Below are 26,354 nucleotides of genomic sequence, written 5' to 3' on the forward strand. Positions count from 1 at the left end.
ATGAATAAATTAATATACTTATTAATTTTTATTCCGAGTATACTTTTTGCTCAGCAAGAAAAAGTAATTAACGGAAAAATTATTGATGCTGCCTTCCAAATGCCAATTGTTGGTGCATCTGTTTATGCGTCATCGGCAATTATAGGAAATGAAACGAATACCAAAGGAGTTATTCAAGGTACCATGTTAGGTACTACCACAAATTTTGATGGTGAGTTTTCTTTAAAAGTAGGTGCAGACATTAAATACATTTTGGTTTCTTATATCGGATACGAAACAGAAAAAATAGATATTTCTAAGGTTACTTCAAGTCTAACAGTTGTTTTAAAGGAAAGTGCAGAAAGTTTAGATGAAATTATTGTTACGGGATATCAAAAAATTGAAAAACGTAAAATAACATCTGCTTACGCAAAAGTAGAAATGACAGATATTAATCAGGCAGGTGTTTCTAGTGTAGATCAAATGTTGGTAGGTCAATTATCGGGTGTTGCCATTCAACCTATTAGTGGTGCTCCAGGTGCTCCATCAAAAATATCTATTAGAGGAGCTGCTACTTTAAATGGTTCTTCAGATCCATTATGGGTGTTAGATGGTATTCCGTTAGACGGAAATGACATTCCACAAGATTTTAGAGACAAAGACAATATCGATAATTTACAATCGTATCCAATTGCAGGTTTAAATCCAGAAGATATAGAAAGTATTACCGTTTTAAAAGATGCTTCTGCAACTTCTATTTATGGAGCTAGAGCGGCAAATGGGGTAATTGTTATCACTAGTAAAAATGGTAAAAAAGGGGCAATGCGTATCAATGTAAACGCAAATGTATTTGTAACTCAAAAACCAGATTTTAGTAAGTTGAATTTAATGAATTCTTCTGAAAAAGTAGATTTCGAATTACTATTGGCAAGCAGACCAGATTTAAAATATCAACAAGATAGAGGAGGAGTTGCTAGAATTTTAAATAATTATGGCGAGTATAATAATTTTAGAGATAATGGTTTTGCTAGTATTTCTAGTGCTGCCCAAAATGATATCAATAATTTAAAAAACATCAATACTAATTGGGGAGACGAGCTATATCAAATGGCAGTAAACCAACAATATGGTGTCAGTATTTCTGGAGGAACAGAGAATAATGATTACTATTTTTCTACAGGAATTTTTGATGAAACAGGAGCTACTAAAGGTACTGGTCAGAAACGATTTAATATTACGTTAAAAGATAATTTTAATGTAAACGATAAATTAAAAGTAGGTGTGGCGTTGTTTGGTAGTCAAACAATAACATCATCTTACATTACTGGTGCAGATGCATATACAAATCCGTCTAACTATTCTAGAAATGCCAATCCATATTTAGAAATAAAAGATGCAGGTGGTAATTACGTATATGATCCAGATTTGGTAGAAAGATCAGACTTAAATCTAAATTATAATATTTTAGAAGAACGAGAAAACACCAATTATGAGTTAGTATCGAGTTCTTTAAAAGCCATTTTTGATGCAAGTTATAAAGTAAATGAAGAGATTCATTTTAACACACAACTAGGGTTACAGTTAGATTTTGATAAGACGGAAAAGTATAGTGGTGAAGAAAGTTACTATACTCGTAAATATGAGCAAAGATCTCAATATGCATCATCTACCGGGACTTCGTATTATATGCCTAAAGGCGGAATTATTCAGAATTGGAATGCAGATGTTTTTCAATACAACTGGAAAACGACAGCGAATTACAACACTTCTTTTAACGATGTGCATGAATTAGATGTTATGTTGGGTACAGAATTTAGAAGAAATAAAAGAACCCAAATTCACACCAAAGGTTTTGGTTATAATAGCAATACTTTAACTTCTACTGCTATTACAGATGAACGTTCATTAACAAATTCGTTGTTTGATCCTTATCAAAAAACATTTAGCGAAAATGCGTATGCTTCTTTTTTCGGAACAGCTTCTTACACGTATGATCAAAAATATACCGCTTTTACGAGTTTAAGATATGATGGTTCTAACTTATTTGGCGTAAATCCTAAATATAGATACTTACCTATTTGGTCTTTTGCAGGTTCTTGGAATGTGTATAAAGAAGACTTTATGTATGATTTAGATTTTGTAAGCGATTTAAAACTAAGAGCATCGTACGGAGTACAAGGAAATATAGACAAAACAACATCACCTTTTGTAGTTGGAGAATATTATACATCTTCGATTTTACCTGGTGTTAGTGAAGAAACAATTAGAGCTTTAAATGCGCCTAATGCAGATTTAAGATGGGAAAAAACAGTATCCTCAAACATTGGTTTGGATTTAGGTTTGTTTAATAATAAAATCTATATATCTGGAGATTATTATGCAAGAAAAAGTACCGATTTAATTGGTTTAAGATCTGTGCCTTTAGAGAGTGGCTATAATTTTATCAATACCAATTGGGCAACCGTAAGTAATAAAGGGTTTGAACTTTCTATCAACACCACAAATATTGATACACCTAATTTTAAATGGACAAGTGGATTCAATATTTCTCACAATAAAAGTATTGTTGATGATATAGAAATTAGAGAAGAAGATTTTAAACCTTCCTTAAAAGGATATAGTGTAAATGCCATTTTTGCCATTAAAACAGCAGGTTTAGATAGCAACGGATTGCCTTTGTTTTGGAAAGAGGGTAAAAAAGTGTCTGCAGTAGATTTTTATAATTTAGAAGAAGGCACAAATGGAAGTCAATTAACAAGAGAAGAACATAGAAACTTATACTCTTATGTGGGCGATGGAACTCCTAAATTTAGTGGAGGTTTTAGAAATAGTTTTAAATACAAACAGTTTGATTTACGTGTATTAACTAATTTTAATATTAAGCAAACCGTAAAAGCAGCACCAAGTTACAATCTTGCTTTAGCACAACCAGGAAATAATTACAATACAGATATTTTAAAAGCAGGTACAGGTAATTATCCAGCTTTAATAGGATTAACATCACCTGGTTTCGATACAGATTTAGTGTACACTTGGTTTAATTCTTCAGATGATGGGCAAACTTATAATGATCTAGATATTTGGGTTAAAGATATTTCTTACATCCGTGTAAGTAGTATTAAACTTAGTTATGCCATACCAACAGAGAAATTAAAAAAGTTAAAAATATCAAGTTTAAATTTCAATTTAGAAGGACGTAATTTATTTGTTTTCGGTACTGATTACAACGGATTCTTTGATCCAGAAACCTATGGAAGTTTGTATGCACAACCTATTCCTAGAATTATTTCAGCAGGATTTAATCTTTCTTTTTAAAAAAGAGTTTATGAAAAAAATAATATACAGCATCTTTATAACCTTAAGTTTTATCTCTTGTGATAAGTACTTAGATATAGAACCAGTAGGGCAAGTAATCCCTAAATCTGTAGAAGAATATAGAAGTTTTTTAACTTCTGCATATTCAATTACAAAAGAATCTAAAGTATTAACAACGTACAGAACCGATGAATTGGCTTTAAGTGCAGATGCGTTGGGGGTAGAACAGTACGAGGATCTTTTTATCTGGAATGATGTAAACCCAAGTCCTTTAACAAGTGTTTTTCCGTATGCGAGTTTATACAATACTATTTTTTATGCAAATCATGTAATTAATAGTGAAGCAACTATTGAAGGAAATCAATCAGATAAAGAGCAATTGGTGGGAGAAGCGTATGCTTTAAGAGCAATGCAATACTTCGAGTTGATTAATTTATATGCAAAACCTTACGATAAATCAACAGCAAATACAGATGCTGGTGTACCAATTACTTTAGAATATGATGCCGAAAAAGAATTTTTAGTACAAACCGTTGAAGATGTGTATGCCTTAATTTTAAGTGATCTTACTATGGCAGAATCTCTAATTAATATCCAAAAACAGGAGGTAGGTTATAACTATAGATTTTCTATGATCGCAGTAAAAGCTTTTAAATCTAGAGTTTATTTATACCAACAAGAATGGCAGAAAGCGATGGATTTTGCAAATGAAGCTTTGGCTATCAATGCAGAAATTCAAAATTTAAATATAGACACTTCTATAATGCCATCAGAATATAACGCTGTAGAATCTATTTTGGCACTAGAAACTGTTGCTTCTTTTGATCTAGTTAACAATACAACTATTTCTAAGACTTTAATTGATGCTTATAATCAAACGGAAGATGTACGTTTTTCGCTTTATTTTAAAGAAAATACAGACGGAAGTTTTAGTTCTAATAAAAGTGCAGAAACTAAATTTAAGGTTTCTTATAGAACAGCAGAATTACATTTAACCATTGCAGAATGTTTAGCGGCGTTAAATAAAGACGTTTTGGCAAAAGAGAAGTTAATATCATTTGCAGAAAATAGATATACAACCGATGGTTTTACTGCTTATAAAGCAAGTGTAAATTCATTAAATAGTAACGACCTAAAAGCAGAAATCTTAGAAGAACGTAGAAGAGAATTTGCAATTGAAGGGCAAAGGTGGAATGATTTAAGAAGAACTACACAACCTAAATTAACAAAAGTTTTTAACGGAGTAACCTACACATTAGAGAGTAATGACGACAGATATGTCATTCCTTTTCCTAATGATGCAACTATTAATAACCCTAATTTATAAATAATAAACCGTTGTAACCTGTTGTTATCTTATAGGTTACAATTTCAACAAAAAGATAAAACAACCCAATTAAATATTTTAAATTATGAAGAAAATTTTTTCTATCCTTAGTGTTTTTTTAGCCTTAGCTATAACTACTGTTTCATGTTCTAGTGATGATGATGCTCCAATTTTATCATCTTTGGCAACCATTACAGATTTTTCAATTGCTATTGATGGCGTAAATGCTGATGATATTGTTTACGATTTAGGAACTGATATTATTGTAACTGTCCCTTTCGGAACAAATTTAACAGCAGTTGTACCTACTATTACAGTTTCAGAAAATGCAACGATCTCTCCAAATTTAGGTACAGAAATTACTTTTGTAGACGGAGAAGCTAAAACTTTTGTAGTAACTGCAGAAGATGAAGTAACTACTAAAAACTATTCTGTAACTGTTAATGTTCGTGGTGAAGTTGGTAGTGGATCTCAATTAGAAACAACAGTTTTTACGGAAGATTATGTTTTTTTTGCAGCAAGCACAACTACTACTTATGAGTATGATGATAATTTTGGATTTGTAAATAAAATCACTATAGATGAAGGATTTGGAGCTTCTGTTTTTACTTTAGTTTATGATGATAAAAACCAAGTTATTGAAAAAACAAGTGACGCAACAAGTACGGTTTATTCTTATGAAAATGGTCAAATTGTAAAAGGTGAATACAAAGAAGACGATGTGTTAGTTTATACTTATATCTATACATATAATGCTTCTGGAAATTTAATTAAAGAAGAAAGAACAAATCACGAAGGTACTGAGGCTATTGTAGATGATATTACTACTTTTGAATATGACGCTAATGATAATGTTATAAAAACGAACAGAGGAACAGCTCAAACAAATCCTTCTGAAGCAACTTATGACACAAAAAACAATCCTTTTAAAGGAATTTATCCAGCTGCATATGCTGCAATTAATGTTGGTTTTGATGGTGTAAATACAAATAATCCTCTTACTCGTGATACTGCAGATGCTAATGTTTCTTATGTATATAATACAGATGATTATCCTTTAGAATCTTCTTATACTAATAGTGAATTTGGCTTAACGGTACTTAGAACATTTACATATTACGCTAACTAATTAGATCAATTAATACCCCTTTTTTATTTATTACACAGGCACCCTTAATTTTAAGGGTGTTTGTTTATATAAAACTTATTTTAAAATGAAGAAATCTTTTTTAGTACTCTTTTCTTTTTTGATGTTTGCTTGCAATTCTAATTCTACAAGCGAAGTAATACTTCCTGAAAATAAAGAGGTTCCATTAACAAAAGAAGAAGAAATAATTAAAATATATAACGAATCTGTTTTACCTTTATTTAAAGAATATTCAGGTGCAGAGATACCTACACAGTTTAAAATTGATAAAAACGATTTAGGGATCAATGCGGGAGCTGCTTTTGGTTATGTAGAAGTGAGTCAGGGTTTGGTAAACTTAACCAAAAAAGATATTCAATTATTTGCTTTAACGCATGAAGTTGCTCACATTGTAACCATTGCACAAGCTAGACTTTTTGATTTACAAGGAAGTATCCCTAAAGGCACTGTAACAAACGATTATAAAAAAGCGGAATATTTAGCGGATTTAATAGCGATTCATTTAATTAAAACTAAACTTAGTAAAGAGTTTAATTTGTTAACCTCTAATTTTCCTTTTTTACAAAACTTGTTAGGCACTACTACATTCACGCATCCTTCTGGAGTTGATAGAATTAATTATTTAAATACTTATATAGAAAATGCTTTAGTGACTAGTAATGATGTTGCTTTTAAAAATGCTTTTTTAAGTATTTGGCAAATGAATTAATGAGACTAGTAACAATTGAATTATAAAAATTAAGTAAGAACATAGTTATAATTTTAAAGCAAATTAACTTTTAATTGTAACTATGTTTAAGTGGATTTGTGGTGTGATTTTTTTTATTTTTTTATTTGGTTTCGTCAAGTAAAAGAAAATAAAAATAAATGTTAGATGAACAACCTTTTATGAAGAATGAATAGAAGGTGTTTTTTGTATTATAAAAATGCTCAAATCTAAAAATTTGAGCATTTTATTTAATATTTATCACTCTTTAGAATCAGAATGATTAGCATATAAGGTATCAAGATCAAACGAATAAATATTTCCTAAATCATCAGAAAAAAATATAAATTTAGGTTTATCGGATAAAAAAGGATTTTTACTAGAGGTAACATCTCCATTTTTTCCATTAATTTTTGTTTTTAATCGGATAAGTTCTATAACTTTCCAGGTATTTTTTGTTTTTATTATTTCGTTTACAGAAATATAATACCTATTATTTGCTTTGTTTTTTATAGAATGTACTTCAAATATTTTACCAAATGCTACGTGATTAATAATGGGGCGGCTAGGACTTCTTTCTTTGGTAAGATTCTCGTAAGGAATATTAGTCCACTGTGCTTTTTTATCTCTTATTCTTAACACAAATTGAGGTTGATTAATTTTATCCACACTATTTTTAGATGCCACCATCATTTCACCACTTTCTAAAACAGTTGCGTTTAGGTGGTCATCTGCGTTATTATTTCCTTCCTGAATAATTATTGGTTTTGACCATTCATTTGGTTTATTTCCATCAAAATGAATTCGTTCGTAAACGGATTGTGTGTTTTGATTAGACCAAATTACAGATACTTGATTTTTTAATCTTGAAATTAAAGAAATATCATCTTTATTTATATTTTTGGCTAGGGTAAAAGGAGCTGACCAATCTTTTCCATTTTTAGAATGCCAAATCATTATTGTTTCATTCATATCTGCACAAATCCAAAATTCATTTTTTGAATCTTGAGTAATGGTTGCCGTTTCTATAGAGTAACAATTATTAGGAATATATAGAGTCTTTTTTTCTTGATATTCGTATTTTTTTTGATCTAACGAATACGTTATTTTAACAACGCTTAAAGTACATTCTTCAACTAAAACAATATGCACATCATTACCTTTACTAAAAACATCTGCTTTACTTGGTAAGTTTCTCCAGACTTCATTAATTTCTGATTGAGGTGTCCAACCTGCAACCTCTTTTTTTAATAATTTAGGACCATCTTCATCACCCACTACTAACCATTGTCCATATTCAGTTGTCCAGGATTTAGATTGAGGTTTATCGGCGGTAGCATCACCATAATTCACTTTAAAAATAGGTTCTAAATAAACTTCGGGTATATTCTTTTTTTGAGAAAAAGACTCTTGTTTCCATAATAGAAGAAAAAAAATAAGGGCAAATACAAATAAAATATTTTTTAATATCATTAATAATTTGGGTTTATTTTTATTCTAAAAATTATAATTAATTATTGATGTAAACCTTTGCTTCTTAGTAGTTCTAGTAACATTTCTGGTTCGTCTGTTTGAATAATATTAGCACCATTTTTAATTAATTCTTCAATTACTTTTTCCCCACTTCCATATCTAATTTCCGCATCTTTTTCTCCTAAGGTATTAATCCAAATTCTAGCATTGTTTTCTTTTAGAAAATCGCCTGTTTCTTTGGTGTTAAAATCAGTATCTATGTGAATTACTTTTGGAGCAAATTTTACCACTGCAGAATCTGCCATTTTTAAAGAATATGCTCTAGGCATTAACTGAGCAGATTTGTCTAAAATTTTAATACGATCTAATTGGTTGTAGTCGTTATCAAAATAGAATACTTCTTCTTTATTTCCAAATTCATTTACAGCTTTTACCAATCCTTCTACATTGTCTGTTTTCATATCTACATCTACCATTATTTTACCTTTTACAGCTTTTAAGAATTCTTGAAAAGTTGGTACAGATTCTTTACTTATTCTGCCATAAGGTGCTTTTAGTTTAAACGATTTAATTTCTGCTAAAGTTAATTTTTCAACTTCACCAGTTCCTGTAGTTGTGCGGTCTATAGAGCTATCATGCATTAAAACTAGCTGTCCGTCTTTTGTTGTTTTTACATCAACCTCTATAATATCTACGCCCAATTCAATAGCTTTTAATGAAGATTCTATAGAGTTTTCAAAATTTCCCATGTGTGCACCTCTGTGTGCTGTAACCAAGATTGATTTTGATGTTGCATTTTTAAACTCTTTAAGTGTTGTAGCTATATTTGTAGCTTTTACAGTTACTTCTGTTGTTTCTTTTTGACGTATATTTTCTTTTGTACAAGACCACCCTATAAAAAAGACGAATAAAATAATTAGTTGTTTTGTGATTTTCATTTTTTGCAATTTTTATCGTTGTTTTAGTTGATGAGTTATTCTCCTTTGTCTAGATCTTTTTTTAATCTAACAGGTGTTTCAGGAACTTTATTAATCAATGTTTTTTTGCCATCTTTTTTTATGATTTCAAAAGCGTCATAAAGAGTGCCAATAGGTGTGTATGCTCCATATTTGATGGTGTCTTTAGATACTGTTATGATTTGAAAGAGTTGCGTGTATTCACCTCGTCTTACCATCCATTCTTGATCTTTAGATTCATACATTTTTGGACCACTGACAGAAACAGCGTAAACGGTACCTGCATCTTCTACTACAGTTAATCCTTTTCCTTCATTTTTCGGAAATCCTCTTGCATAGGTATGATCATGACCTTGTAAAACTAAATCAACTCCGTATTTATCAATTAAAGGTTTTATAGCTTCTCTAAGCTCTTTGTTATCGCGACCTTTTGCAGTAGAATAAATAGGGTAGTGGGTTGTTATTGTTGTCCATTTTTTTTTGTTTGATTGAAGAACAGAATCTAACCACTGTATTTGAGCTTCTTTTGATTCTTTACTTTCATCAAAACCTTCGCTGTCTAAAGAAATTAGTTTCATATTTTGATAATCTATAGCAAAACAAGTTTCTTTTAAAGCTTCTGTTGGACCATTTTCTGGCAAGGTAAATTGCGGCCTCCATAAAGAAGATAAAACACCATTTCTATATTCATGATTACCAGGAGTCATCATACTTGGTACAGTTGCATGGATAAAACTACCAGCATAAAACCATTCTCCCCATTCTAAATTGGCATCTCTATCATTAATTAAATCTCCTGCATGTAACATAAAATTAACCTGAGGAAATTGACGATATGAATTACGAATTACTCTAGACCATAAAGATTTAACATTGTTTTGAGCATCACCAAAATAGATAAAGCTAAAAGGCTTTTTATTTCCAATATTTGCTGTTTTATATTGAAACCACTCACTCCAATATCCATTGTCTTTACTTCCGTTTCCAACGCGATATACATAAACAGTATTTGGATTTAGATTATTAACAATAGCAGAATGATACGTTGCTTTTACAAGAGGCTCATTTCTATTTTGGTTTTCAAATTTTTCAGATATTGCATTTACTTTTTTAACATTACGTACTAAAAACTCTGGGCCATCTGTTGCCAAGGCTATTTCTACAACACCATTAGAAACCTGTTGATCTGTACGCCAATTTACAGCTAAACTGTGTGCAGGATCTGTAGTAAGATTAGAGATAACACGATCTGGAGTACTAGACGGAAACATTAATTTATGTGCAACGATAGAATCATATGCAGAATAATGCGTATGTGTTGTACCATTATTATGTGTGTGTTGCGCCTGTAGTAAACTACTACATATAAAGGTGAATATTAAAACAATTAAATTTTTTTGTATTTTCATTATTGATATTTATGTATCAATCAAAATTATTTTATCACTGCGTAAAAACCTATTTCAATTCAATAACTAATCGTTAATTATTTATCAATTTTAGGGGTATTTGTTTATAAAATTCACAAATAATTAAACTAGAGATTACATTAAATTAGATTAAAAATTAAAACAATTGCATAATATTGGTTTCTTAAATTACCTCCTTTAAATATGCAATTTGTCCTTGAAAAAATATTTATTCCTAATAATAATACCTTTACCTCGAGAGAGTTGCCATTAACATCAAATAGGAAAATTCATTCTCATAAAAATTTTGAAATAAATTATGTTACTTCTGGCAAAGGTCGAAGAATTATAGGGGATAATATTTCTGATTTTGAAAAAGGAGATCTTGTACTTATAGGATCTGATTTACCTCATTGTTGGGATTTACAGGATAGTGAAACTAATAAAACACCAACTTATATTGTTACTCATTTTTCTGAAAATATATATAATTCTGATTTTTTTAAAATGTCAGAATTAAAAAAAGTAGCGTTATTATTAAAAGAAGCAAAAAATGGTATTCGTTTTAAGGTTAAAGATGATGTAGAAATTCATCAAATTTTATTAGAAATGTTAGAAACCAGTGGTTTAGAATACTATATAAAATTATTGAAATTATTTGATTTTCTCATAAAAATTGAAGATAAAGAGCAATTATCTAATCCTATTCATACCACATCAACTTTTTCTAAAAATGTAGACAAAATAGACAAGGTATATGAATATGTATTTTTAAATATTAAAGAGGGCATTAATCTAGATGAGGCTTCTGCGGTTTTAAATATGGCACCAAGTTCCTTTTGTAGGTTTTTTAAAAAGAAAACGGGACTTACATTTATGGAATATGTAAAAAAAGTTAAAGTAGGTATTGCCGCTAGATTGTTAGCAGAAACAGATAAGCAAATAACGGAAATCTGTTTTGAAAGTGGTTATAATAATTTAGCCAATTTTAATCTTTATTTTAAAGCAAAAATGGGGAAAACACCATCAAATTATCGAAAGAATTTTAGAGGTTAATGTTTTTAAATTATATAAATAGAACTTATTATTTTTAAATAAAAAAAATGCCTGAGAAAACTCAGGCATTTTAAAATTCTTATTTTTTAACATTACCAAGGTTTTGTTACATCTTGTACAATCCAAGGTTTTGCATAGGGGCTATCATTAGAATCTGTATTGCTATACGGTGTTTCTTTTAATGAAGCAGCTCCAACGGCATTATTTGCTGTATTATTATTAATTTCATCACTAGGATACACAAATCTTAATGGCATTACTTTTTCTCTAGCTAATGGTCCGGCATTCAAGGTAGGAAAACCTGTTCTTCTCCAATCTAAATAAGCTTCATCTCCATTAAACATATTTGCAATCCATTTTTGTTGCATAATTATTTCTAAACTACCATCAAAAACTACTTTTGGATTGGAGATATATGTAGTATAAGTATCAGAGATTCCCCAAGCTTCTAAAGAAGCTTTAATTCCTTCTAAATAATTAGTTTCTGCATTTGTTCCCCAGCCTCTTACAGCCGCTTCTGCTTTTAAAAATGCTAGTTCTGCATAGGAAAACAACCTTGCTTTTAATAGGTTTCCGCCATCTTCTTTTTGATTAAATATTTCATTCATTCTAGATACGTAACTATTTGTGCCACCTCTAGAACCTTCAGTATTTAGGTTGTATGTATAAGGGTCTGCGTTACTTACTGCTACAGGTAAACCTACGTAAACGCTACTTGTATCAATAAGTGTTTTACCTGCTTCTATATCTGCTGCATACGTGCTTGACGAATAGATTGCATAACCATTTTCTTCTAAGGTATTTTCGTTAATATAACGGATACCGTCTTGTTCTGCAATATCACCACCTCCAGGAATTTCATCTGCTGGTACAACTTTAGTACGGGTTGCAACAGGAGCAAACCAAACAGCAATTCTAGGGTCATTCAATTCTTTTAATTTGTCTGTAATCGTAGTGCAAGGCTTCACTCTATAAAATTCTGAAGCAGAACCAAATTGTCCACTTTCTGGCCACGATTGGTTAGATGTTCCTCCAATATAACTAAGAGAAAGTTCGTCATCTACACTACTAATTAAAGGTTTTGTAAGCATTTTTGTTACACCATCTTTAGAAAAAGTTGGTAATTTTTCTGATAAGCGCATATAATAACGTAGTGCTAAGGAGTTCGCTAATTTTTGCCATTTTGAAGCATCTCCGGCATAAAAAACATCTTGAGATGCATCAACATTTTCAAAATTACTTCCTTCTAAAAGTGTAGCCGCTGTTTCTAAATCTGCAATAATACCTTTGTAAACAGCTTCTTGTGCATCATAAGATGGTTTTTCTCCGTTTAAATTATTACCGTGTAAAGCATCTGAATACGGAATGTCTCCATAATAATCGGTAAGATTACCAAATAACATCGACTTTAAAATTAAAGTTACTCCTTGATGAAATTCTAAACCTAATGCTACCGCTTGCTCATTTGCAACTTTATTAGTACGTAATAAACTGTAATTAGTAGACCAAATAGAACCAGTACTCCAATCATATCTATTATCTGACCAAGAATCTTTTTGTACAAATTGTGCAGCAGTTCCTGTATCTCCAGCATAACCTCTAGAAGTTGTACTTGTTGCCAACCCCGTCATTACTGTACTCATTAATAAATTTGGATCTGCTAAATTAGGTTCAATTCCATTTGGGTTTTCGTTTATTTCTACCAAGTTACTATCGCAAGAAATAACAAGGAAAGTAGGAATCATTAGTATAAGAATAACTATATTTTTGATAAATTTCATCTTCTTGATTTTTATATTTTAATTTAAAAACTAGCGTTTAGTTTAAAACCAACAGGGATTGACCATGGTTGAATATTGTAACGTTCTACACCTTGTGCCATTCCGGATCCTGAACTTTGAAAAGCACTTTCTGGATCTATATTGATTCCTGCTTTTGTCCATAAAATGATATTACGGCTAAATAATGAAAGCGATAAATTGTTCATTCCCATTTTTTCAGCAACCTCACGAGGAAAGGTGTATCCAACAGAAATTTGTCTCAATTTTAAGTAATCGGCATCAAAAGTTGCTGCTTTAGAATAGCTCCAAGGGTAATTATCTCCATAAGAATGGTATTGTGTACCTTTTCCACCAAGGTTTTCTTGAGTAGCTACAAAGTTTCCGTTATCATCATAATAGCCCATAACTCCAGGTAAAAATACTCCATCATTTAAACCATCATAAGGGAAACCACCATACTCTGCAGTAGGTCCACCAACAAGTGGATAGAATTCTCCGTTTGGTGATAAAAATATATCAGAATTTTCTCTAATGTAAGCAGGTATATCATTGACTTTGCTTAAGTCATGAACTTTATCTAGCCATCTTGAAGTTTGTACATCAGATTCTGAATAACGATAGGTTTGAGAAACAAATTGTCCACCTTTTCTCCAATCAAAATTCATTGACAAATTCCAGTTTTTATACGTAATAGAAGTTTGTAATCCCAATTTAAAATCTGGATTAAAATTACCTGTAACAGGAGCCACTCTATTTCCGTCTGCATCAGATAAAGTTCTATTGTCGCTATCCCATCCTTCATCATCTAATAATGGCCATCCGTAGTAAGGCGAATTTTCATCTTCTACACGTACAAATGCCCTATCTACTAACTGACCAATTTCTTCACCAACCCAAGTATAGGCACCATTTCTTGCTTCAGACCAAAAAGAAACATAATCTGTTCCTGGTGCTAATTCTGTAATAATGGTTTTATTGGTTGTGAAAGTTAAATTCATATTCCAACGTAAATCATCTTTTTTAACTAAAACACTTCCTAAGCTAGCTTCAAAACCTTTACTGTTTAAATTACCAGCATTAAATAGTTTGCTTGTAGCACCAGAAGAAATTGGTAAAGATTTTTGAAAGATTTGGTTTTTGTTATCAGATTCATAATAAGTGAAATCCATGGTTATTTTATTTCTAAAAAGTGATAGATCAACACCATATTCTGTAGATGTATTAATTTCTGGTTTAATTTCATCATTTTTTAAAGCAGCACTTACAGATAATTGAGAAGCTGCTCCCCAGTCTCCAGAATTGCTTAAAACGGAATATAAATTATAAGCACTTGTATCATTACCTGCTTGTGCCCAACCAACACGTAGCTTAAATAAAGAGACATCGTTCCCCATATCAAAAATCTTATCTAATAAAATACTTGATGAAACTGAAGGGTACAAAAAGCTGTTATTATCTTTTGGCAAAGTACTAGACCAATCATTTCTAACACTCGCATCTACAAATACAGTATTTTTAAAACTAATATTACCTAAAGCATACAAACTATTTACACGTTTTTTAGAAGTAGAACTACCATAGCTAATATTGTCTGAGGCTATATTAGATAATGTAAATAAGTTAGGAACCACTAAGCCAGAACCTCCATTTTTGGTTTGTGCAGAAGATGAATTATTGTTTAAATTTCTGGAGTTACCACCAACAGATAAACTGTAATCAAAATCTTGGTTTAATTTATCTTGATAAGTAAGTAAAAAATCTACATTCGTTTCTACACCATTTATGTTAGATAAACCATAAGCACCATCAGGTTCATCATTAAAACCACTTGATATTTTTGTTTCTCTTACTTCATGACTATCATTATAAGCAAAACGAGCCATTAAAGAAAGTTTGTCTGTAAAAGTATAATTGGCTTGTATGTTTCCCATTAATCTTTTTCGCTTAAAACCATTATTTATTTCGTTGGCTAAAAAATAAGGATTGTTAAATTCGAAGTTAGAAGGATCATCACCAAAATTATATGGTGCATTTTGGCTAACTCCTTCTACTAACCAATAATTTTTCATGTCTAGAATATCTATATGGCTATTGATGTCATATAATGCTTGTAAAGGATTAGCTCCTCTATCTGTTGTAGAAGGACGATTATCTGCACCAGAAATAGTATATTTTAAACTTGAGTTAATTTTTAATTTATCATTAACATCAAAACTACTATTAATACCAAAATTATGTCTGTATAAATCAGAATTAGGAATAAAGCCTTCATGCTGCATATTGGTATAAGACATACGATAATTCATTCTGTCTGTGCTATTTTCTATGGAAATAGTGTTTGTAGATGTAAATGCATTTTCAAAGAAGTTTTTTGCATTGTCTTTACCTCTAGATATTAGTGGTTTTGCAATGCCAACTCCACTAGCTATTTCTTGGTCTGTATATGGCCATTGTATAGCAGTTAAACCTTTATCTAATTCAGGTCCTACCCATCCAGAAGAAGTCTCATCTATTTGAGTTGTATTAGGATTAGGTCTACTACCATTGGCAAAAAGTGTAGATTTTTCGATAAATTTATAAGGTATTTCGTACACATTACTAGAACTAAAAGAAATGCCTAAACCTTTACTTTTTTTACCAGATTTTGTAGTAATTAAAATAACTCCATTACCACCTCTAGCACCATATAAAGCGGCAGCACTTGGACCTTTTAAAACAGATACGTTGGCAATATCATCTGGATTAATATCACTGATACCACCACCATAATCTACTTCTACACCACCACCAATACTACCAATATTGGTAAGACCACTACTTAAAGGTACTCCATCTACAACATATAATGGTTGATTATCTGTAGTTAATGACGATGCTCCACGTAAAATAACACTTACAGTAGAACCTGTACCTCCTGTAGCGTTAATTTGTACACCCGCAACTCTACCATTTAATGCGTTTAAAGCATTTTCTTGTGTTACGTTGGTCATCTCGTCTCCGGATATTTCGGTAACAGAATATCCTAATGATTTTTTCTCTCTAGAAATTCCAAGCGCGGTTACAACAATTCCGTCTAATGCTTCAGAAGATTCTTCTAAGGTAACGTTGATGGTTTTTTGATTAGCTACTTTAACTTCTTGTGTTAACATACCTAAATATGAAAATACAAGTATTGAATTGTTGTTAGGAACAGTAATAGTATAATTACCATCAAAATCGGAAGTTACCCCGGTAGTTGTTCCTTTTAAAGCAACAGATACTCCAGGTAAGAGTATTTGATTAGTGTCGCTTATAACTCCTCTAACTTGTTGTTGTGCATATATGTTTGCAGATAACAAGCATATTAAAAAGAAGGTAAAAAGCCTTAAGTTTCTTTTTTTCATACTATGAATGAATTAATAAAATGTTTGATTTGTTTTCTTAATTTTGGACAAACGTATTCTAAAATTCTTGTTAAAACTTAATGTATATTGTTAGTTATAGCACATATTTTGCCTCTTTTTTTTTCTTTATTATTTTAAAGTTTACACAAGGTTAATACAATGTTATATGGTTAAAAAGAGCTAAAATTGGGATTTAAATACAGCGTTAAAATGAACTATTATTATTCATAAAAAAGTTTAAATATCACATAAAGTGAATAAGATTTCATCAGTTTAATATTCTTTATTCAACTTAATTTGTATGAGATAAAAGAAAGTAATTTTTCAATTAAAAAATGAAATTATAAAAAATGAAGAGACGTATACCATTTAGTAAAAGTATTTTATTTTGCACATTGTTGTTGTTAAACCTATCAAATTTTGCACAATCTACAGCTTTACCATTACAAGGTATCTGTGCGCATCGAGGTGCTAACAAAACCCATCCAGAAAATACAATTGCTGCTTTTAAAGAGGCAATACGTTTAGGGGCACACATGATTGAGTTTGATGTGCAATTAACAAAAGATAATAAACTAGTTATCATGCATGATGCTACTGTAAATAGAACAACCAATGGTACTGGAAAAGTAGCTCAATTAAGTTTAGCAGAAATTAGGAAATTAGATGCTGGTACTTGGAAATCGGAAAAGTTTACAGGAGAAAAAGTACCAACGCTGCAAGAAGTTCTTAATATAATGCCGCCAAATATTTGGTTAAATATTCACTTAAAAGGAGGGAGAAAGGTAGGCGAGGAAACGGCAAAAGCTATTGTTGCAGTAAATAAAATTGAACAATCTGTAATTGCTTGTCGAAAGAAAGCTGCCAAAGGAGTAAGAGAGGTTAGTAGAAGTATTAAAATTTGTAATATGGAGCGCTTGTCTTCTCGTAAAAATTATATCAACCAAACCATCAAAAAAAATAATGCATTTTTGCAAATAAAAAATAGTAGAGATAATTTAAATATGTTAAATGATCTTAAAAAACTAAAGAATAATGGTGTTCGAGTAAATTATTTTCATGCAGAAAAAAAGGCTAAAGTAAAAGAATTATTAGATGCTGGAGTCAATTTTATTTTGACGGATAATTTGGCAGAAATGTTAGATGCTTTTTCTAACTTAAAATAAGTTTTTTTACAAAATCAACTTTATTTTCAGAATAATAAAATAAAAATAACAGAATTATAATTCAGTAGAATCTTTAGCGTACAATCTATATAATTCTAATTCTTGTTTACGTTGTTTAGAAATTACATCATCTATATCTATTGTTGATTTTTCCCCAAAAAAAAAGCTATAAATGTTCATACTATAGCATCAGAATTATAGAAATTTACTTGCTGTATAAATATAGAAGAACAAGAAGAATACTAACTAAAATTAAGTAGTGTTATTTAGATTTTTAATGGACTAGGAGTGGAGTTAGAGGTTTTTATGAAATCTATAGTTTATTATTGTAGACTATATATAAATATACTTGTTGTGTATTTAACTCTAAAGTGTCAGTTCTAATGATTTTGAGGTACGAAAAATTGTATAGAGAACAAACAATTTAATAACTTAAAATACGTATTCTCGATACAAATTTTACGCATTACAATTGTAAAATTTACTCGAATTGACAGAATTTTATAAAAATGCAAAATGGATGATACCTTTTCTTGCAAGGATAGGTGGTTTTTAAATTCTCTTTTTAGAAGATTTATTTTTTAAACTATCTTTTGGCGTTAATTGCTTACTTCCCAATACAAAAATTCCCAAAAATATGACCCAAAATATCTTTGTCAACATCATACTCGCCAGTAATATTACCAAGGTGACGCAAACATTCTCTGATATCAATAGAAAATAAATCCGTAGAAATTTCTAAATCTATTCCTTCTTGAACTGAAGAAATAGCAATTAGAGCATTGTTTAAAGCCTCAAAATGTCGCGAATTGGTAACAATAGTTTCATTATTGCTCAAAGCACCAATATTAACTAAGGAAGTCAATTCGTTTTTTAATGCTTCAATACCCGTTTTGTTTTTTGCCGATAAAAGAATTAAATTCTCAATTTCAGATTGTAATATAGCAGAATCATGGCAAGAAAGAGTATCAATTTTATTGGCAATTACCAACAAACGTTTGTTAGGGAAACGAGTTTTTATGGTTTCAATTTCAGATAAAAACTCTTCTCTAGCGTACGCATATTTATTCGAATCGATCAAGAAAATAATTAACTGTGCATTTTCTGCTTTTTCGTACGCTTTTTTAATCCCGATACTTTCTACAACATCTTCCGTTTCTCTAATTCCGGCAGTATCAATAAAACGAAAAGCAACACCATCAATAATCATTTCGTCTTCAATGGCATCTCTGGTAGTACCTGCAATATCAGAAACAATGGCTTTTTCTTCGTTTAAAAGGGTGTTTAATAAAGTAGATTTCCCAACATTTGGTTCGCCAATTATAGCAACCGGAATTCCATTTTTCATGGCATTTCCAAAAGAAAAACTATCAATTAAACGTTTTAAAACAAAGGTAATTTTAGCGACCAATTCTTTAAACTTTGTACGGTCTGCAAACTCAACATCTTCACCAGAAAAATCGAGTTCTAATTCTATTAAAGCCGCAAAATCTAATAACTGAACACGTAAATCTTTCAATTCATTGGTAATTCCACCACGCATTTGCTGAATCGCCATTTGATGACTCGCCGCAGAATTAGAAGCAATAACATCGGCAACAGCTTCTGCTTGACTTAAATCCATCTTACCATTTAAAAAAGCACGCATGGTAAACTCACCATTATCTGCCATTCTACAACCGTTTTGTAAAAATAACTGTATAATTTCTTGCTGAATAAAGCTAGAACCATGGCAAGAAATTTCTACTACATTTTCTCCTGTGTACGAATTCGGATTCTTAAAAACGGATACTAAAACTTCATCTAAAAGTATATCATTTTGTACAATATGCCCTAAATGAATGGTATGCGATTTCTGATTTATCAGTAATTTTCCTTTTCTAACAGATTTAAAAAAGGCATCTACAATAGTAATGGCATTTTCACCAGAAAGTCTAATCACAGAAATTGCACCTACACCAGCAGGGGTTGCTAAGGCAATAATAGTATCGTTTTTAATCATATTGCAAAAATACATAAAGATTTTACAGAAAAATAAAAAGCCCAACACAAATTGTGATGAGCTTTTTAAGTAATTGAGGAAAAATAAAAAACGTTTTAAGAAACTTCTTTCTCTGTAAGTTTATGAATATCTAAGCTTTGGTTTGGTAGAATTTCTAAAGTTCTCATTGGGAATGGGATACTTATATTCTCTTTATCAAAAGCCTGTTTAATTTTAATAATAGCATTACTTTTCGCTTTTAATCGTTCTAATGCATTTTCAGACTCTATCCAAAATCGGCATAAAAAATTAATAGAACTATCGCCAAATTCTGTAAAATAAAATTCTACATTTTTACCCAACTGTTCTTGATTAAAATTAGAATTAATCACCCCTTTGGTTAAGGTTTCTACTTTCTCTAAATCGGCACCATATTCTACACCACACTCTAAAGAAACTCTCATTTTTGTAGTTAAAGAATAGTTTTTAAAAGGATTTTCTAAAATAGTTTTATTAGGTATAACCACTGTATTGTTGTCTGCTTCTCTAATAACAAAGTAATTTAAATTAATATCTATTACTTCTCCAGAATACCCATTTGTTTCTATCCAGTTACCTATATTTAAGTTTTCTCTAAAAGATAAAACAACTCCAGATATGGTGTTAGATAACGTACCTTGTAGCGCCAAACCAATAACAATACCAGATACACCTGCCGCAGAAATGATAGCTTTTAAAGTATCATCAAATTTTAATACGGTCATAGCAATGTATAAACCCAATAAAAATATAAAGGCAGAAGCTACTCTAGAAACTAAATTTCTAACAGATTCTTGTTTAATTTTTTTGCCAAACGTTTTACTTATAAAAGTGTTTATAGCTCTAGAAGCAAAGTAGGCAATAAATATTACCACCAAAGCAATAGCAATATTGGGTATGTTTTTTATAAAAATATCTTTCCAGGTGTCTAGTTTGTTTGTTATCTTATCCATGTTTTGCTTTAATAATTAGTAAAATTTATGTAATCTTTAATGATGAGAAAATTACTATTTTACAAAACTAGTATCTAACTCTGCTTTGGTGTTTTTAGACCAAGCATTTAACATCCAAGAAGATTTTTCTAATTCTCTAATATAAGCCCCAATTAAATCTATAGTACCTTCATCTTTACCTTTATTGGCTCTATCTACAACCTTGCTTAACTGCTCTAGCAATATTTTATGGTCGTTCATTAACTCTGCAACCATCTCTTCATCGGTTAATAAAGAAGAAGATTCTTTAATTCTAGCAACATCTAAATAATCAGACAAGTTACTAATTGGGTGGTGTTTTAATGTTATAATTCTTTCGGCAACTTCATCAATTTTAATTTTGGTATCGTTGTACATTTCTTCAAATTTTACGTGTAAATCAAAGAAGTTTTTACCTAGAATATTCCAATGAAAATTTCTTAATTTTTGGTAATGTAATTGGTAATCTGCCAAAAGCACATTTAATTCTGTTACAATAGGTAATATTTTGTCTTTGTCTATATTTAAGTAGTTCATAATATAATATGTTTTTAAGTTCACTACAAAACTACAACGAATGCTAAGGTTGCTTTTGCTCAAATAGAGTTCATCTTAACTCAAATACCTATTTAACAAAATATTAATATTTAGGTGTTTGTAACATAATTAGTTAAATAACGTCTAATAGGTACACAATTAAAACTTTAAATATAAAAATGAAAGAAGACAAACAGTTATTGGTAATTACACATTTAAGTCAATTATTAGATTTTGTAACCGGTATTGGCGGCTTTATTGTTCCGTTGGTTTTATGGTTAACAAAAAAGGATGAAATTTTTGGAATGGACGCACATGGAAAAGCAATTCTAAATTTTAGAATCTCTATGTTTATTTACCTTTTGCTTTGTATTCCGTTAATATTTTTATTTGGGTTAGGAGTAGTGGGTATGATTGTAATCGGAATTTTCTATCTCATTTTTCCTATTATAAATGCTATAAAAGTAAGTAACAATGAAACGCCAAAATATCCTTTTAGCATTACATTTATAAAATAGAAAAAGAGAAGTAATATAGAAATAAAGAATTGCTCATTTGGGCGATTCTTTTTTTTTAATAATTAAGTAAAATATACTGTAGGTATTTTGGGCGTTACCTTTCAGGTCAGGCTTTCCACTATATCTTTTTGTGAAAAACAAAAAGGATGCCGTTTCAATCCTTAACGCAGGCAAATTATCGACTATAAGAAAAATTGATACTGTGTTTTATTCTTTCAGGTGTTTATTTTAATTAACTGAAATTCAATATTTTAAATACTTTTTAGTTAAGTTTTAGTTTAAGTATTTTTTTGTTGTTAGTAGCGATGTTTTAGATAAAACATTACCTTTATAAGGATACTTATATCGAGATAAATACCCTTTTAATCACTTAAAAAGAAGCAAAAATTTTAATTAAATTCTAAAATATAAAGGTTAAATGTTTTTAATAATATCTTCATATTCGTAAAAGAAAAGCTCAAATTTAGGCATGGTTTCCATGTAAAACTCAAAACAATCTCTCCAAGAATTTTTATTATAAACACTAAATTTTCCATCAAACGGAACGTAAATTCTATGAATTTTTTTTCCGCTTTCTAGTTCGTATTCATCATTATAAATAACTTCTGGTAACTCGTTTTCTAACAAGGTTTTTAAAGACAGCATTTGGTCGTAGTAGAGTAGGTTTACCAATTCATCCGGATTTTCAATATCCAAACAAACCATTGCTTTTTTTCTTTCGGCAACAAACTTAAAAGAAAATCCTTTTATTTTGGTGTTGTATAATAACCATTTTCTTGGAAAAGATTTCCCAAAACTAGTCCAGAATTCTTTACGTAATTGTGCAGCTTCTTCTTTAGAGAACATTTTTTTAGTTATCAGTTATTAGTTTAATGATAAGTGTTAATTGTACATTAATTTTATCCGTGAATTTTTGCGGTATTTCCTCTTTCTTTCATCATTTCTGCTTCAAAAGCTAATAATGCATTCCATTTTTTGTCAACAATTTCTTTGTCTTGGTATTCACGAGCAAATTTTAAAAAAGTAGTATAATGTCCTGCTTCAGAAATCATTAAATTGTTGTAGAATTTAGACAATTCTTCATCTTCCATATTTTCAGAAAACACTTTAAAACGCTCGCAACTTCTAGCTTCAATTAAGGCAGCTATTAACAAACGCTGAATTAAAGCATCTGTTCTGTCTTTTGTTTTGTTAAAGAATTTTTGCAAACGAATAGCATAATCATTCTTTTGCTCGCGTCCCAATACCATTCCGCGTTTTACCATTAATAAATGTACCATTTTAAAGTGTTGCATTTCTTCAATAGCAATATTGCTCATTTCTTTTACCAACTCTGTTTCTTCTGAGTAGTTAATGATAATAGAAACGGCATTAGAAGCTGCTTTTTGTTCTAAAAAAGCATGATCTGTAAGTATTTGTTGTAAATTATCTTTGGCAATTTCTGCCCAAGAAGTTGCTGTTTCAAACTGTAATCCTAACATATTAATTATATTGTTTTTTGTAACCCCATACCAAAATAAGCTAGGGCTTTAATTTCTTTAACACTCGCTAATCGTTCGTTACCAAATATTAAAAGTCCTTTTTCGGTAGCAGAAATATGATATTGTTTATTACTTTCAAAGAACAAAATTAATTCATCTGTAAAAAAGGTTCTAATTTTTTCTTCATTTTTTCCTGCTAAATAAAAACGTTTACTAAAATCCGGATGGTTATCAATGTCAATATCCTTATAACCTGCAAATTCTAAAAGATATTCAAACAAACCTTCTCTATCTAATGTAAAGTTAGGTACCTGTTTTAAAGGATGAATATGTAACATGGTTGTTTTAATCACTTGTTTAGCAATCATTGCACCTTCTGTAAAATGAACATCAAAAATGGTACAATCTTCATTAGAAAGTACATTAGAAACTTTATCTATATGGCGTGTTTTAAAATATCCAAAAGTTGGTAACTCTTGCATTTCTAATGGTGAGTTTGCATAATATTTCCAATGCATTGTTTCACTAATCAACTGTATGTTTTTTTGTCTTTTAGTTAAAACATTTATTTTATTGCTGCTTTTTGCAGGTAAAGATTTTCGCAGTGCAAACGGATGTTCGCTTCCAGATTTAGAATCGTCTAAACCAATTACTTCAAAATGCCCACCTTTTCTGTGAAAGGATGCTGTGTAATTACTCATGTTTTCCATTACAGAATGATCTACAAAATCACACAAAGAAAAATCGATAATGGCTTCTTCAGATTCCGGAATTTGGTCTAATTTGGTTTTTAGTTTTGTATAATTTAAAAAGCTAGAAAAATTCTTTACGCTTACATAATACTTATCATCTTCTTTAAACATTAAAACATTTGGTTTTAAAACATTTTTTAAGAATAAAAAGATATTTTTATTGATGATTACATGAATAACAAAAGTGCTTAAAATACCTACAACAATTCCTATAATTAAACTTGTTAAAATAGTTGTAAATAAGGTGATTATAAAAATAATTAACTGTTCAGAACCAATGCTAAAAACCTTTTTTATATTGTCTGGAGATGCTAGTTTATACCCTGTAAAAACTAAAATAGCAGCCAATGCAGGTAAAGGAATTTTACGTAATTCGGTAGCAAATAATAAAATAAAAGCAATTAAAAAGGTAGCATGAAAAAAGTTTGAAGACCTATTTGTTCCTTTATTATTTACATTTACAGAACTTCTTGCAATAACGGCAACTACATTTAATCCACCTAAAAAACCACTAATAACAGTGGCTAAACCCAAAGCACGTATGTCTTTATTTACATTAGATCGTCTTTTTAATGGATCTAATTTATCAACAGCTTTAATACTTAGTAAACTTTCTATACTGGCAATTAACGTAATGGATATCACTACATTTATAAAACTTGCATGGGTTATTTTACCAAAATCTGGAAAGGCAAAATTAGATAAAATGTCATTAGGCAATGCTATTAATAAACTTTTATCAATTGGGTATTCTGCTATAGAAACTAGGTCGTAATAATAATACATACCTACACTTAAAACTACAATCCACATAGGTGCCGGAATTAGTCTTAAGTACCTATTTCTTATTTTTCCATAAAAAATCATAATCAATAAGCTACCAATACCTACCAATCCTGCATAAAACATGCTCGAATTGTCTGTTTTTATCAAATTTAAAATACCTTCTGGTACCTGAATTAAAAGTTCTATAATGCTTCCTTTTGCATCTAAATTACCAAGCATTACATGAATTTGCTTTGCAAAAATTCCTATTCCAATGGCAGCCAACATCCCTTGTATGGCAGAGGCCGGAAAAAAATCACCCAAAGACCCCATTCTTAGAAAACCAAGAAGAATCATAATAACACCAGAAATTACAACGGCCGCAAGTGTGTATAAAAAACCTTGATGCATGTCTCCTTCACCCAAAGTAGTAATGGCGCCTAAAATAACAACTACCAAACCATTTCCAGGTCCTGTAATAGTTACGTTAGAGCCTCCAATTATAGAAACTACAATACCACCAATAACGGCAGCAATAACACCAGAAATTGGTGGAGCACCAGAAGCTAAAGCCAATCCTAAACCTAAAGGAAGTGCAATTAAAGAAACCACAAAACCAGAAAAAAGGTTTTGAGGAATATCACTAAGAAACGTTTTAAAAGTATTTTTTTTCGGCATTTATTTAACAATTAAAACATCGGTTGGTAGCTGAGATAAAATATACTCAAGATCATGAGGAAAAATTCTATCTAAAAAACCAAGTTTATTTGGTGCGTTCATAATTAGTAAATCGGCTCTTTTTACTTTTGCATAATGGCCTATAGAATAGCCTCTTTTACCAAAAATACTTTGTGTGTTTATGGTAATATCATTACAATTGATGTCTTTTAAGATGGTTTTTACACGTTGGTCTTCTCTTGTTTTTAACCTTTCTTTTTTTATGGTAGATTGTCTTAATGTTTTATCATCACTTACTTTTACTTTTAGTTCATTCTGACTTACTTCTTCTACAATGGTAATTTTACTACACTTTATATGTTTGGCAAAAAGGAAAGCTGTTTTAATAGTTTCTTCTGTTCTGTCATCTTTTAATCCATTTACCACAATATGATTGCATGGAACTCTTGTAATTGAGGGTTTTATCAATAGTAAAACAGAGCAAGGAGCTTTTCTTGTAATTTTTCTGGCAATAGAACCTACATAGTATTTTAAGAGGTTTTCTTTTTGCAATGCTCCTAAAATGAGTAAGCTTATTTGCTCTGTAGCACAGGTATCTATAATTATATCTACCGGATTGCCTTCTTTCCAAATAGCTTTAAAGGATTTTTTTAAAGGATCTGCAGCAGACAAAAGCGCTGTTAAGTCTGTTTTTTTTTGTTGTGATTTTGCACCTACATGAACCCCAACTAATTCAGCATTAAACATATTAGCTAGTCTTACGGCTTCAAATATATTTGCTTTTAAATTTGGGGAAAATGCAATACCAATTAGAATTTTATGAATATTTTGCAAAAAAGATGTTTAAAGGTTTACTTATAGGCACAATATAGTAAACTTTATAAGAAAGAAAAAAACTATATTTTTATTTTTATGATACCTAAACATTCTTAAA

At 30.2% G+C, this 26,354-nt stretch carries 20 protein-coding genes; 7 read left to right on the forward strand and 13 right to left on the reverse strand.

The annotated features are described in order from the left end of the window. The 4 genes from WHD07_RS00835 (at position 1) to WHD07_RS00850 (ending at position 6,477) form a co-directional block, all read left to right on the forward strand. Positions 1-3,294 carry a SusC/RagA family TonB-linked outer membrane protein gene (locus WHD07_RS00835; RefSeq protein ID WP_343329655.1) on the forward strand — a complete coding sequence of 1,098 codons (3,294 nt, stop codon included), beginning with the start codon at positions 1-3 and terminating at the stop codon, positions 3,292-3,294. Positions 3,295-3,304: 10 nt separating this feature from the next. Further along, a complete protein-coding gene (locus tag WHD07_RS00840; protein WP_343329656.1) occupies positions 3,305-4,621 on the forward strand; it encodes a RagB/SusD family nutrient uptake outer membrane protein in 1,317 nt (438 codons plus the stop codon). Between the two features lie 85 nt (positions 4,622-4,706). After that, entirely contained in the window at positions 4,707-5,750 is a 1,044-nt protein-coding gene (locus tag WHD07_RS00845; RefSeq protein WP_343329657.1) for a hypothetical protein, read from the forward strand. A gap of 85 nt (positions 5,751-5,835) precedes the next feature. Next, positions 5,836-6,477: a hypothetical protein gene (locus WHD07_RS00850; protein WP_343329658.1), complete on the forward strand. Its 642-nt coding sequence runs from the start codon at positions 5,836-5,838 to the stop codon at positions 6,475-6,477. A 258-nt stretch (positions 6,478-6,735) separates the two neighbouring features. On the opposite strand, the gene WHD07_RS00855 is transcribed toward WHD07_RS00850, so the two are convergent. Genes WHD07_RS00855 through WHD07_RS00865 form a run of 3 tightly spaced genes read right to left on the reverse strand, consistent with a single transcriptional unit; the run spans position 6,736 to position 10,312 of the window. After that, positions 6,736-7,947, reverse strand: coding sequence for a hypothetical protein (locus WHD07_RS00855; RefSeq protein WP_343329659.1), 1,212 nt, complete (start codon positions 7,945-7,947; stop codon positions 6,736-6,738). A 41-nt stretch (positions 7,948-7,988) separates the two neighbouring features. Beyond that, complete coding sequence (locus WHD07_RS00860) at positions 7,989-8,885, reverse strand: glycerophosphodiester phosphodiesterase family protein (protein ID WP_343329660.1); 897 nt, start codon at positions 8,883-8,885, stop codon at positions 7,989-7,991. A 35-nt stretch (positions 8,886-8,920) separates the two neighbouring features. Continuing rightward, complete coding sequence (locus tag WHD07_RS00865; protein ID WP_343329661.1) at positions 8,921-10,312, reverse strand: metallophosphoesterase family protein; 1,392 nt, start codon at positions 10,310-10,312, stop codon at positions 8,921-8,923. A gap of 204 nt (positions 10,313-10,516) precedes the next feature. Here WHD07_RS00865 and WHD07_RS00870 point away from each other — a divergent pair, with 204 nt between their 5' ends. Further along, positions 10,517-11,368: an AraC family transcriptional regulator gene (locus tag WHD07_RS00870; protein ID WP_343329662.1), complete on the forward strand. Its 852-nt coding sequence runs from the start codon at positions 10,517-10,519 to the stop codon at positions 11,366-11,368. Between the two features lie 92 nt (positions 11,369-11,460). Here WHD07_RS00870 and WHD07_RS00875 read toward each other — a convergent pair whose 3' ends face one another. Both WHD07_RS00875 and WHD07_RS00880 read right to left on the reverse strand, forming a co-directional pair. After that, a complete protein-coding gene (locus WHD07_RS00875) occupies positions 11,461-13,149 on the reverse strand; it encodes a SusD/RagB family nutrient-binding outer membrane lipoprotein (protein ID WP_343329663.1) in 1,689 nt (562 codons plus the stop codon). 23 nt (positions 13,150-13,172) lie between these two features. After that, complete coding sequence (locus WHD07_RS00880; RefSeq protein WP_343329664.1) at positions 13,173-16,532, reverse strand: SusC/RagA family TonB-linked outer membrane protein; 3,360 nt, start codon at positions 16,530-16,532, stop codon at positions 13,173-13,175. Positions 16,533-16,882: 350 nt separating this feature from the next. Here WHD07_RS00880 and WHD07_RS00885 point away from each other — a divergent pair, with 350 nt between their 5' ends. Then, positions 16,883-17,698, forward strand: a complete 816-nt coding sequence (locus tag WHD07_RS00885) for a glycerophosphodiester phosphodiesterase (protein ID WP_343329665.1) — start codon at positions 16,883-16,885, stop codon at positions 17,696-17,698. 54 nt (positions 17,699-17,752) lie between these two features. On the opposite strand, the gene WHD07_RS00890 is transcribed toward WHD07_RS00885, so the two are convergent. The 4 genes from WHD07_RS00890 to WHD07_RS00905 all read right to left on the reverse strand — a co-directional run bounded on the left by WHD07_RS00890 (position 17,753) and on the right by WHD07_RS00905 (position 21,226). Beyond that, on the reverse strand, positions 17,753-17,878 hold the full coding sequence (locus WHD07_RS00890) for a hypothetical protein (RefSeq protein WP_343329666.1): 126 nt from the start codon (positions 17,876-17,878) through the stop codon (positions 17,753-17,755). Between the two features lie 427 nt (positions 17,879-18,305). Continuing rightward, entirely contained in the window at positions 18,306-19,700 is a 1,395-nt protein-coding gene (mnmE, locus tag WHD07_RS00895) for a tRNA uridine-5-carboxymethylaminomethyl(34) synthesis GTPase MnmE (protein ID WP_343329667.1), read from the reverse strand. Between the two features lie 95 nt (positions 19,701-19,795). Further along, the gene (locus WHD07_RS00900; protein ID WP_343329668.1) at positions 19,796-20,671 is read right to left on the reverse strand and encodes a mechanosensitive ion channel family protein; all 876 of its coding nucleotides are present in this window, start codon (positions 20,669-20,671) and stop codon (positions 19,796-19,798) included. Between the two features lie 54 nt (positions 20,672-20,725). Continuing rightward, positions 20,726-21,226 (reverse strand): DNA starvation/stationary phase protection protein, encoded by a 501-nt coding sequence (locus tag WHD07_RS00905; RefSeq protein WP_343329669.1) that lies wholly within the window; start codon positions 21,224-21,226, stop codon positions 20,726-20,728. A gap of 179 nt (positions 21,227-21,405) precedes the next feature. On the opposite strand from WHD07_RS00905, the gene WHD07_RS00910 reads away from it, so the two are divergent. Further along, positions 21,406-21,744 carry a DUF4870 domain-containing protein gene (locus WHD07_RS00910; RefSeq protein ID WP_105048452.1) on the forward strand — a complete coding sequence of 113 codons (339 nt, stop codon included), beginning with the start codon at positions 21,406-21,408 and terminating at the stop codon, positions 21,742-21,744. Positions 21,745-22,158: 414 nt separating this feature from the next. Here the strand turns inward: WHD07_RS00910 and WHD07_RS00915 are convergent, their stop codons facing one another. Genes WHD07_RS00915 through WHD07_RS00930 form a run of 4 tightly spaced genes read right to left on the reverse strand, consistent with a single transcriptional unit; the run spans position 22,159 to position 26,254 of the window. Continuing rightward, positions 22,159-22,590 carry a DUF4268 domain-containing protein gene (locus WHD07_RS00915; RefSeq protein WP_343329670.1) on the reverse strand — a complete coding sequence of 144 codons (432 nt, stop codon included), beginning with the start codon at positions 22,588-22,590 and terminating at the stop codon, positions 22,159-22,161. A 53-nt stretch (positions 22,591-22,643) separates the two neighbouring features. Beyond that, positions 22,644-23,225 (reverse strand): tRNA-(ms[2]io[6]A)-hydroxylase, encoded by a 582-nt coding sequence (locus WHD07_RS00920; RefSeq protein WP_343329671.1) that lies wholly within the window; start codon positions 23,223-23,225, stop codon positions 22,644-22,646. Positions 23,226-23,230: 5 nt separating this feature from the next. Further along, on the reverse strand, positions 23,231-25,420 hold the full coding sequence (locus tag WHD07_RS00925) for a SulP family inorganic anion transporter (protein WP_343329672.1): 2,190 nt from the start codon (positions 25,418-25,420) through the stop codon (positions 23,231-23,233). Continuing rightward, positions 25,421-26,254 carry a universal stress protein gene (locus WHD07_RS00930; protein WP_105048457.1) on the reverse strand — a complete coding sequence of 278 codons (834 nt, stop codon included), beginning with the start codon at positions 26,252-26,254 and terminating at the stop codon, positions 25,421-25,423. Positions 26,255-26,354 lie beyond the last annotated feature (100 nt).

It is taken from the genome of Polaribacter staleyi (assembly GCF_038024045.1).
Taxonomy (GTDB): Bacteria; Bacteroidota; Bacteroidia; order Flavobacteriales; family Flavobacteriaceae; genus Polaribacter; species Polaribacter butkevichii.

What these genes read in the sequence shown, in the direction of transcription:
- WHD07_RS00835 (WP_343329655.1), top strand. Translation starts at nt 1, where the DNA reads ATGAATAAATTAATATACTTATTAATTTTTATTCCGAGTATACTTTTT.
- WHD07_RS00840 (WP_343329656.1), top strand. Translation starts at nt 3,305, where the DNA reads ATGAAAAAAATAATATACAGCATCTTTATAACCTTAAGTTTTATCTCT.
- WHD07_RS00845 (WP_343329657.1), top strand. Translation starts at nt 4,707, where the DNA reads ATGAAGAAAATTTTTTCTATCCTTAGTGTTTTTTTAGCCTTAGCTATA.
- WHD07_RS00850 (WP_343329658.1), top strand. Translation starts at nt 5,836, where the DNA reads ATGAAGAAATCTTTTTTAGTACTCTTTTCTTTTTTGATGTTTGCTTGC.
- WHD07_RS00855 (WP_343329659.1), bottom strand. Translation starts at nt 7,947, where the DNA reads ATGATATTAAAAAATATTTTATTTGTATTTGCCCTTATTTTTTTTCTT.
- WHD07_RS00860 (WP_343329660.1), bottom strand. Translation starts at nt 8,885, where the DNA reads ATGAAAATCACAAAACAACTAATTATTTTATTCGTCTTTTTTATAGGG.
- WHD07_RS00865 (WP_343329661.1), bottom strand. Translation starts at nt 10,312, where the DNA reads ATGAAAATACAAAAAAATTTAATTGTTTTAATATTCACCTTTATATGT.
- WHD07_RS00870 (WP_343329662.1), top strand. Translation starts at nt 10,517, where the DNA reads ATGCAATTTGTCCTTGAAAAAATATTTATTCCTAATAATAATACCTTT.
- WHD07_RS00875 (WP_343329663.1), bottom strand. Translation starts at nt 13,149, where the DNA reads ATGAAATTTATCAAAAATATAGTTATTCTTATACTAATGATTCCTACT.
- WHD07_RS00880 (WP_343329664.1), bottom strand. Translation starts at nt 16,532, where the DNA reads ATGAAAAAAAGAAACTTAAGGCTTTTTACCTTCTTTTTAATATGCTTG.
- WHD07_RS00885 (WP_343329665.1), top strand. Translation starts at nt 16,883, where the DNA reads ATGAAGAGACGTATACCATTTAGTAAAAGTATTTTATTTTGCACATTG.
- WHD07_RS00890 (WP_343329666.1), bottom strand. Translation starts at nt 17,878, where the DNA reads ATGAACATTTATAGCTTTTTTTTTGGGGAAAAATCAACAATAGATATA.
- mnmE (WP_343329667.1), bottom strand. Translation starts at nt 19,700, where the DNA reads ATGATTAAAAACGATACTATTATTGCCTTAGCAACCCCTGCTGGTGTA.
- WHD07_RS00900 (WP_343329668.1), bottom strand. Translation starts at nt 20,671, where the DNA reads ATGGATAAGATAACAAACAAACTAGACACCTGGAAAGATATTTTTATA.
- WHD07_RS00905 (WP_343329669.1), bottom strand. Translation starts at nt 21,226, where the DNA reads ATGAACTACTTAAATATAGACAAAGACAAAATATTACCTATTGTAACA.
- WHD07_RS00910 (WP_105048452.1), top strand. Translation starts at nt 21,406, where the DNA reads ATGAAAGAAGACAAACAGTTATTGGTAATTACACATTTAAGTCAATTA.
- WHD07_RS00915 (WP_343329670.1), bottom strand. Translation starts at nt 22,590, where the DNA reads ATGTTCTCTAAAGAAGAAGCTGCACAATTACGTAAAGAATTCTGGACT.
- WHD07_RS00920 (WP_343329671.1), bottom strand. Translation starts at nt 23,225, where the DNA reads ATGTTAGGATTACAGTTTGAAACAGCAACTTCTTGGGCAGAAATTGCC.
- WHD07_RS00925 (WP_343329672.1), bottom strand. Translation starts at nt 25,420, where the DNA reads ATGCCGAAAAAAAATACTTTTAAAACGTTTCTTAGTGATATTCCTCAA.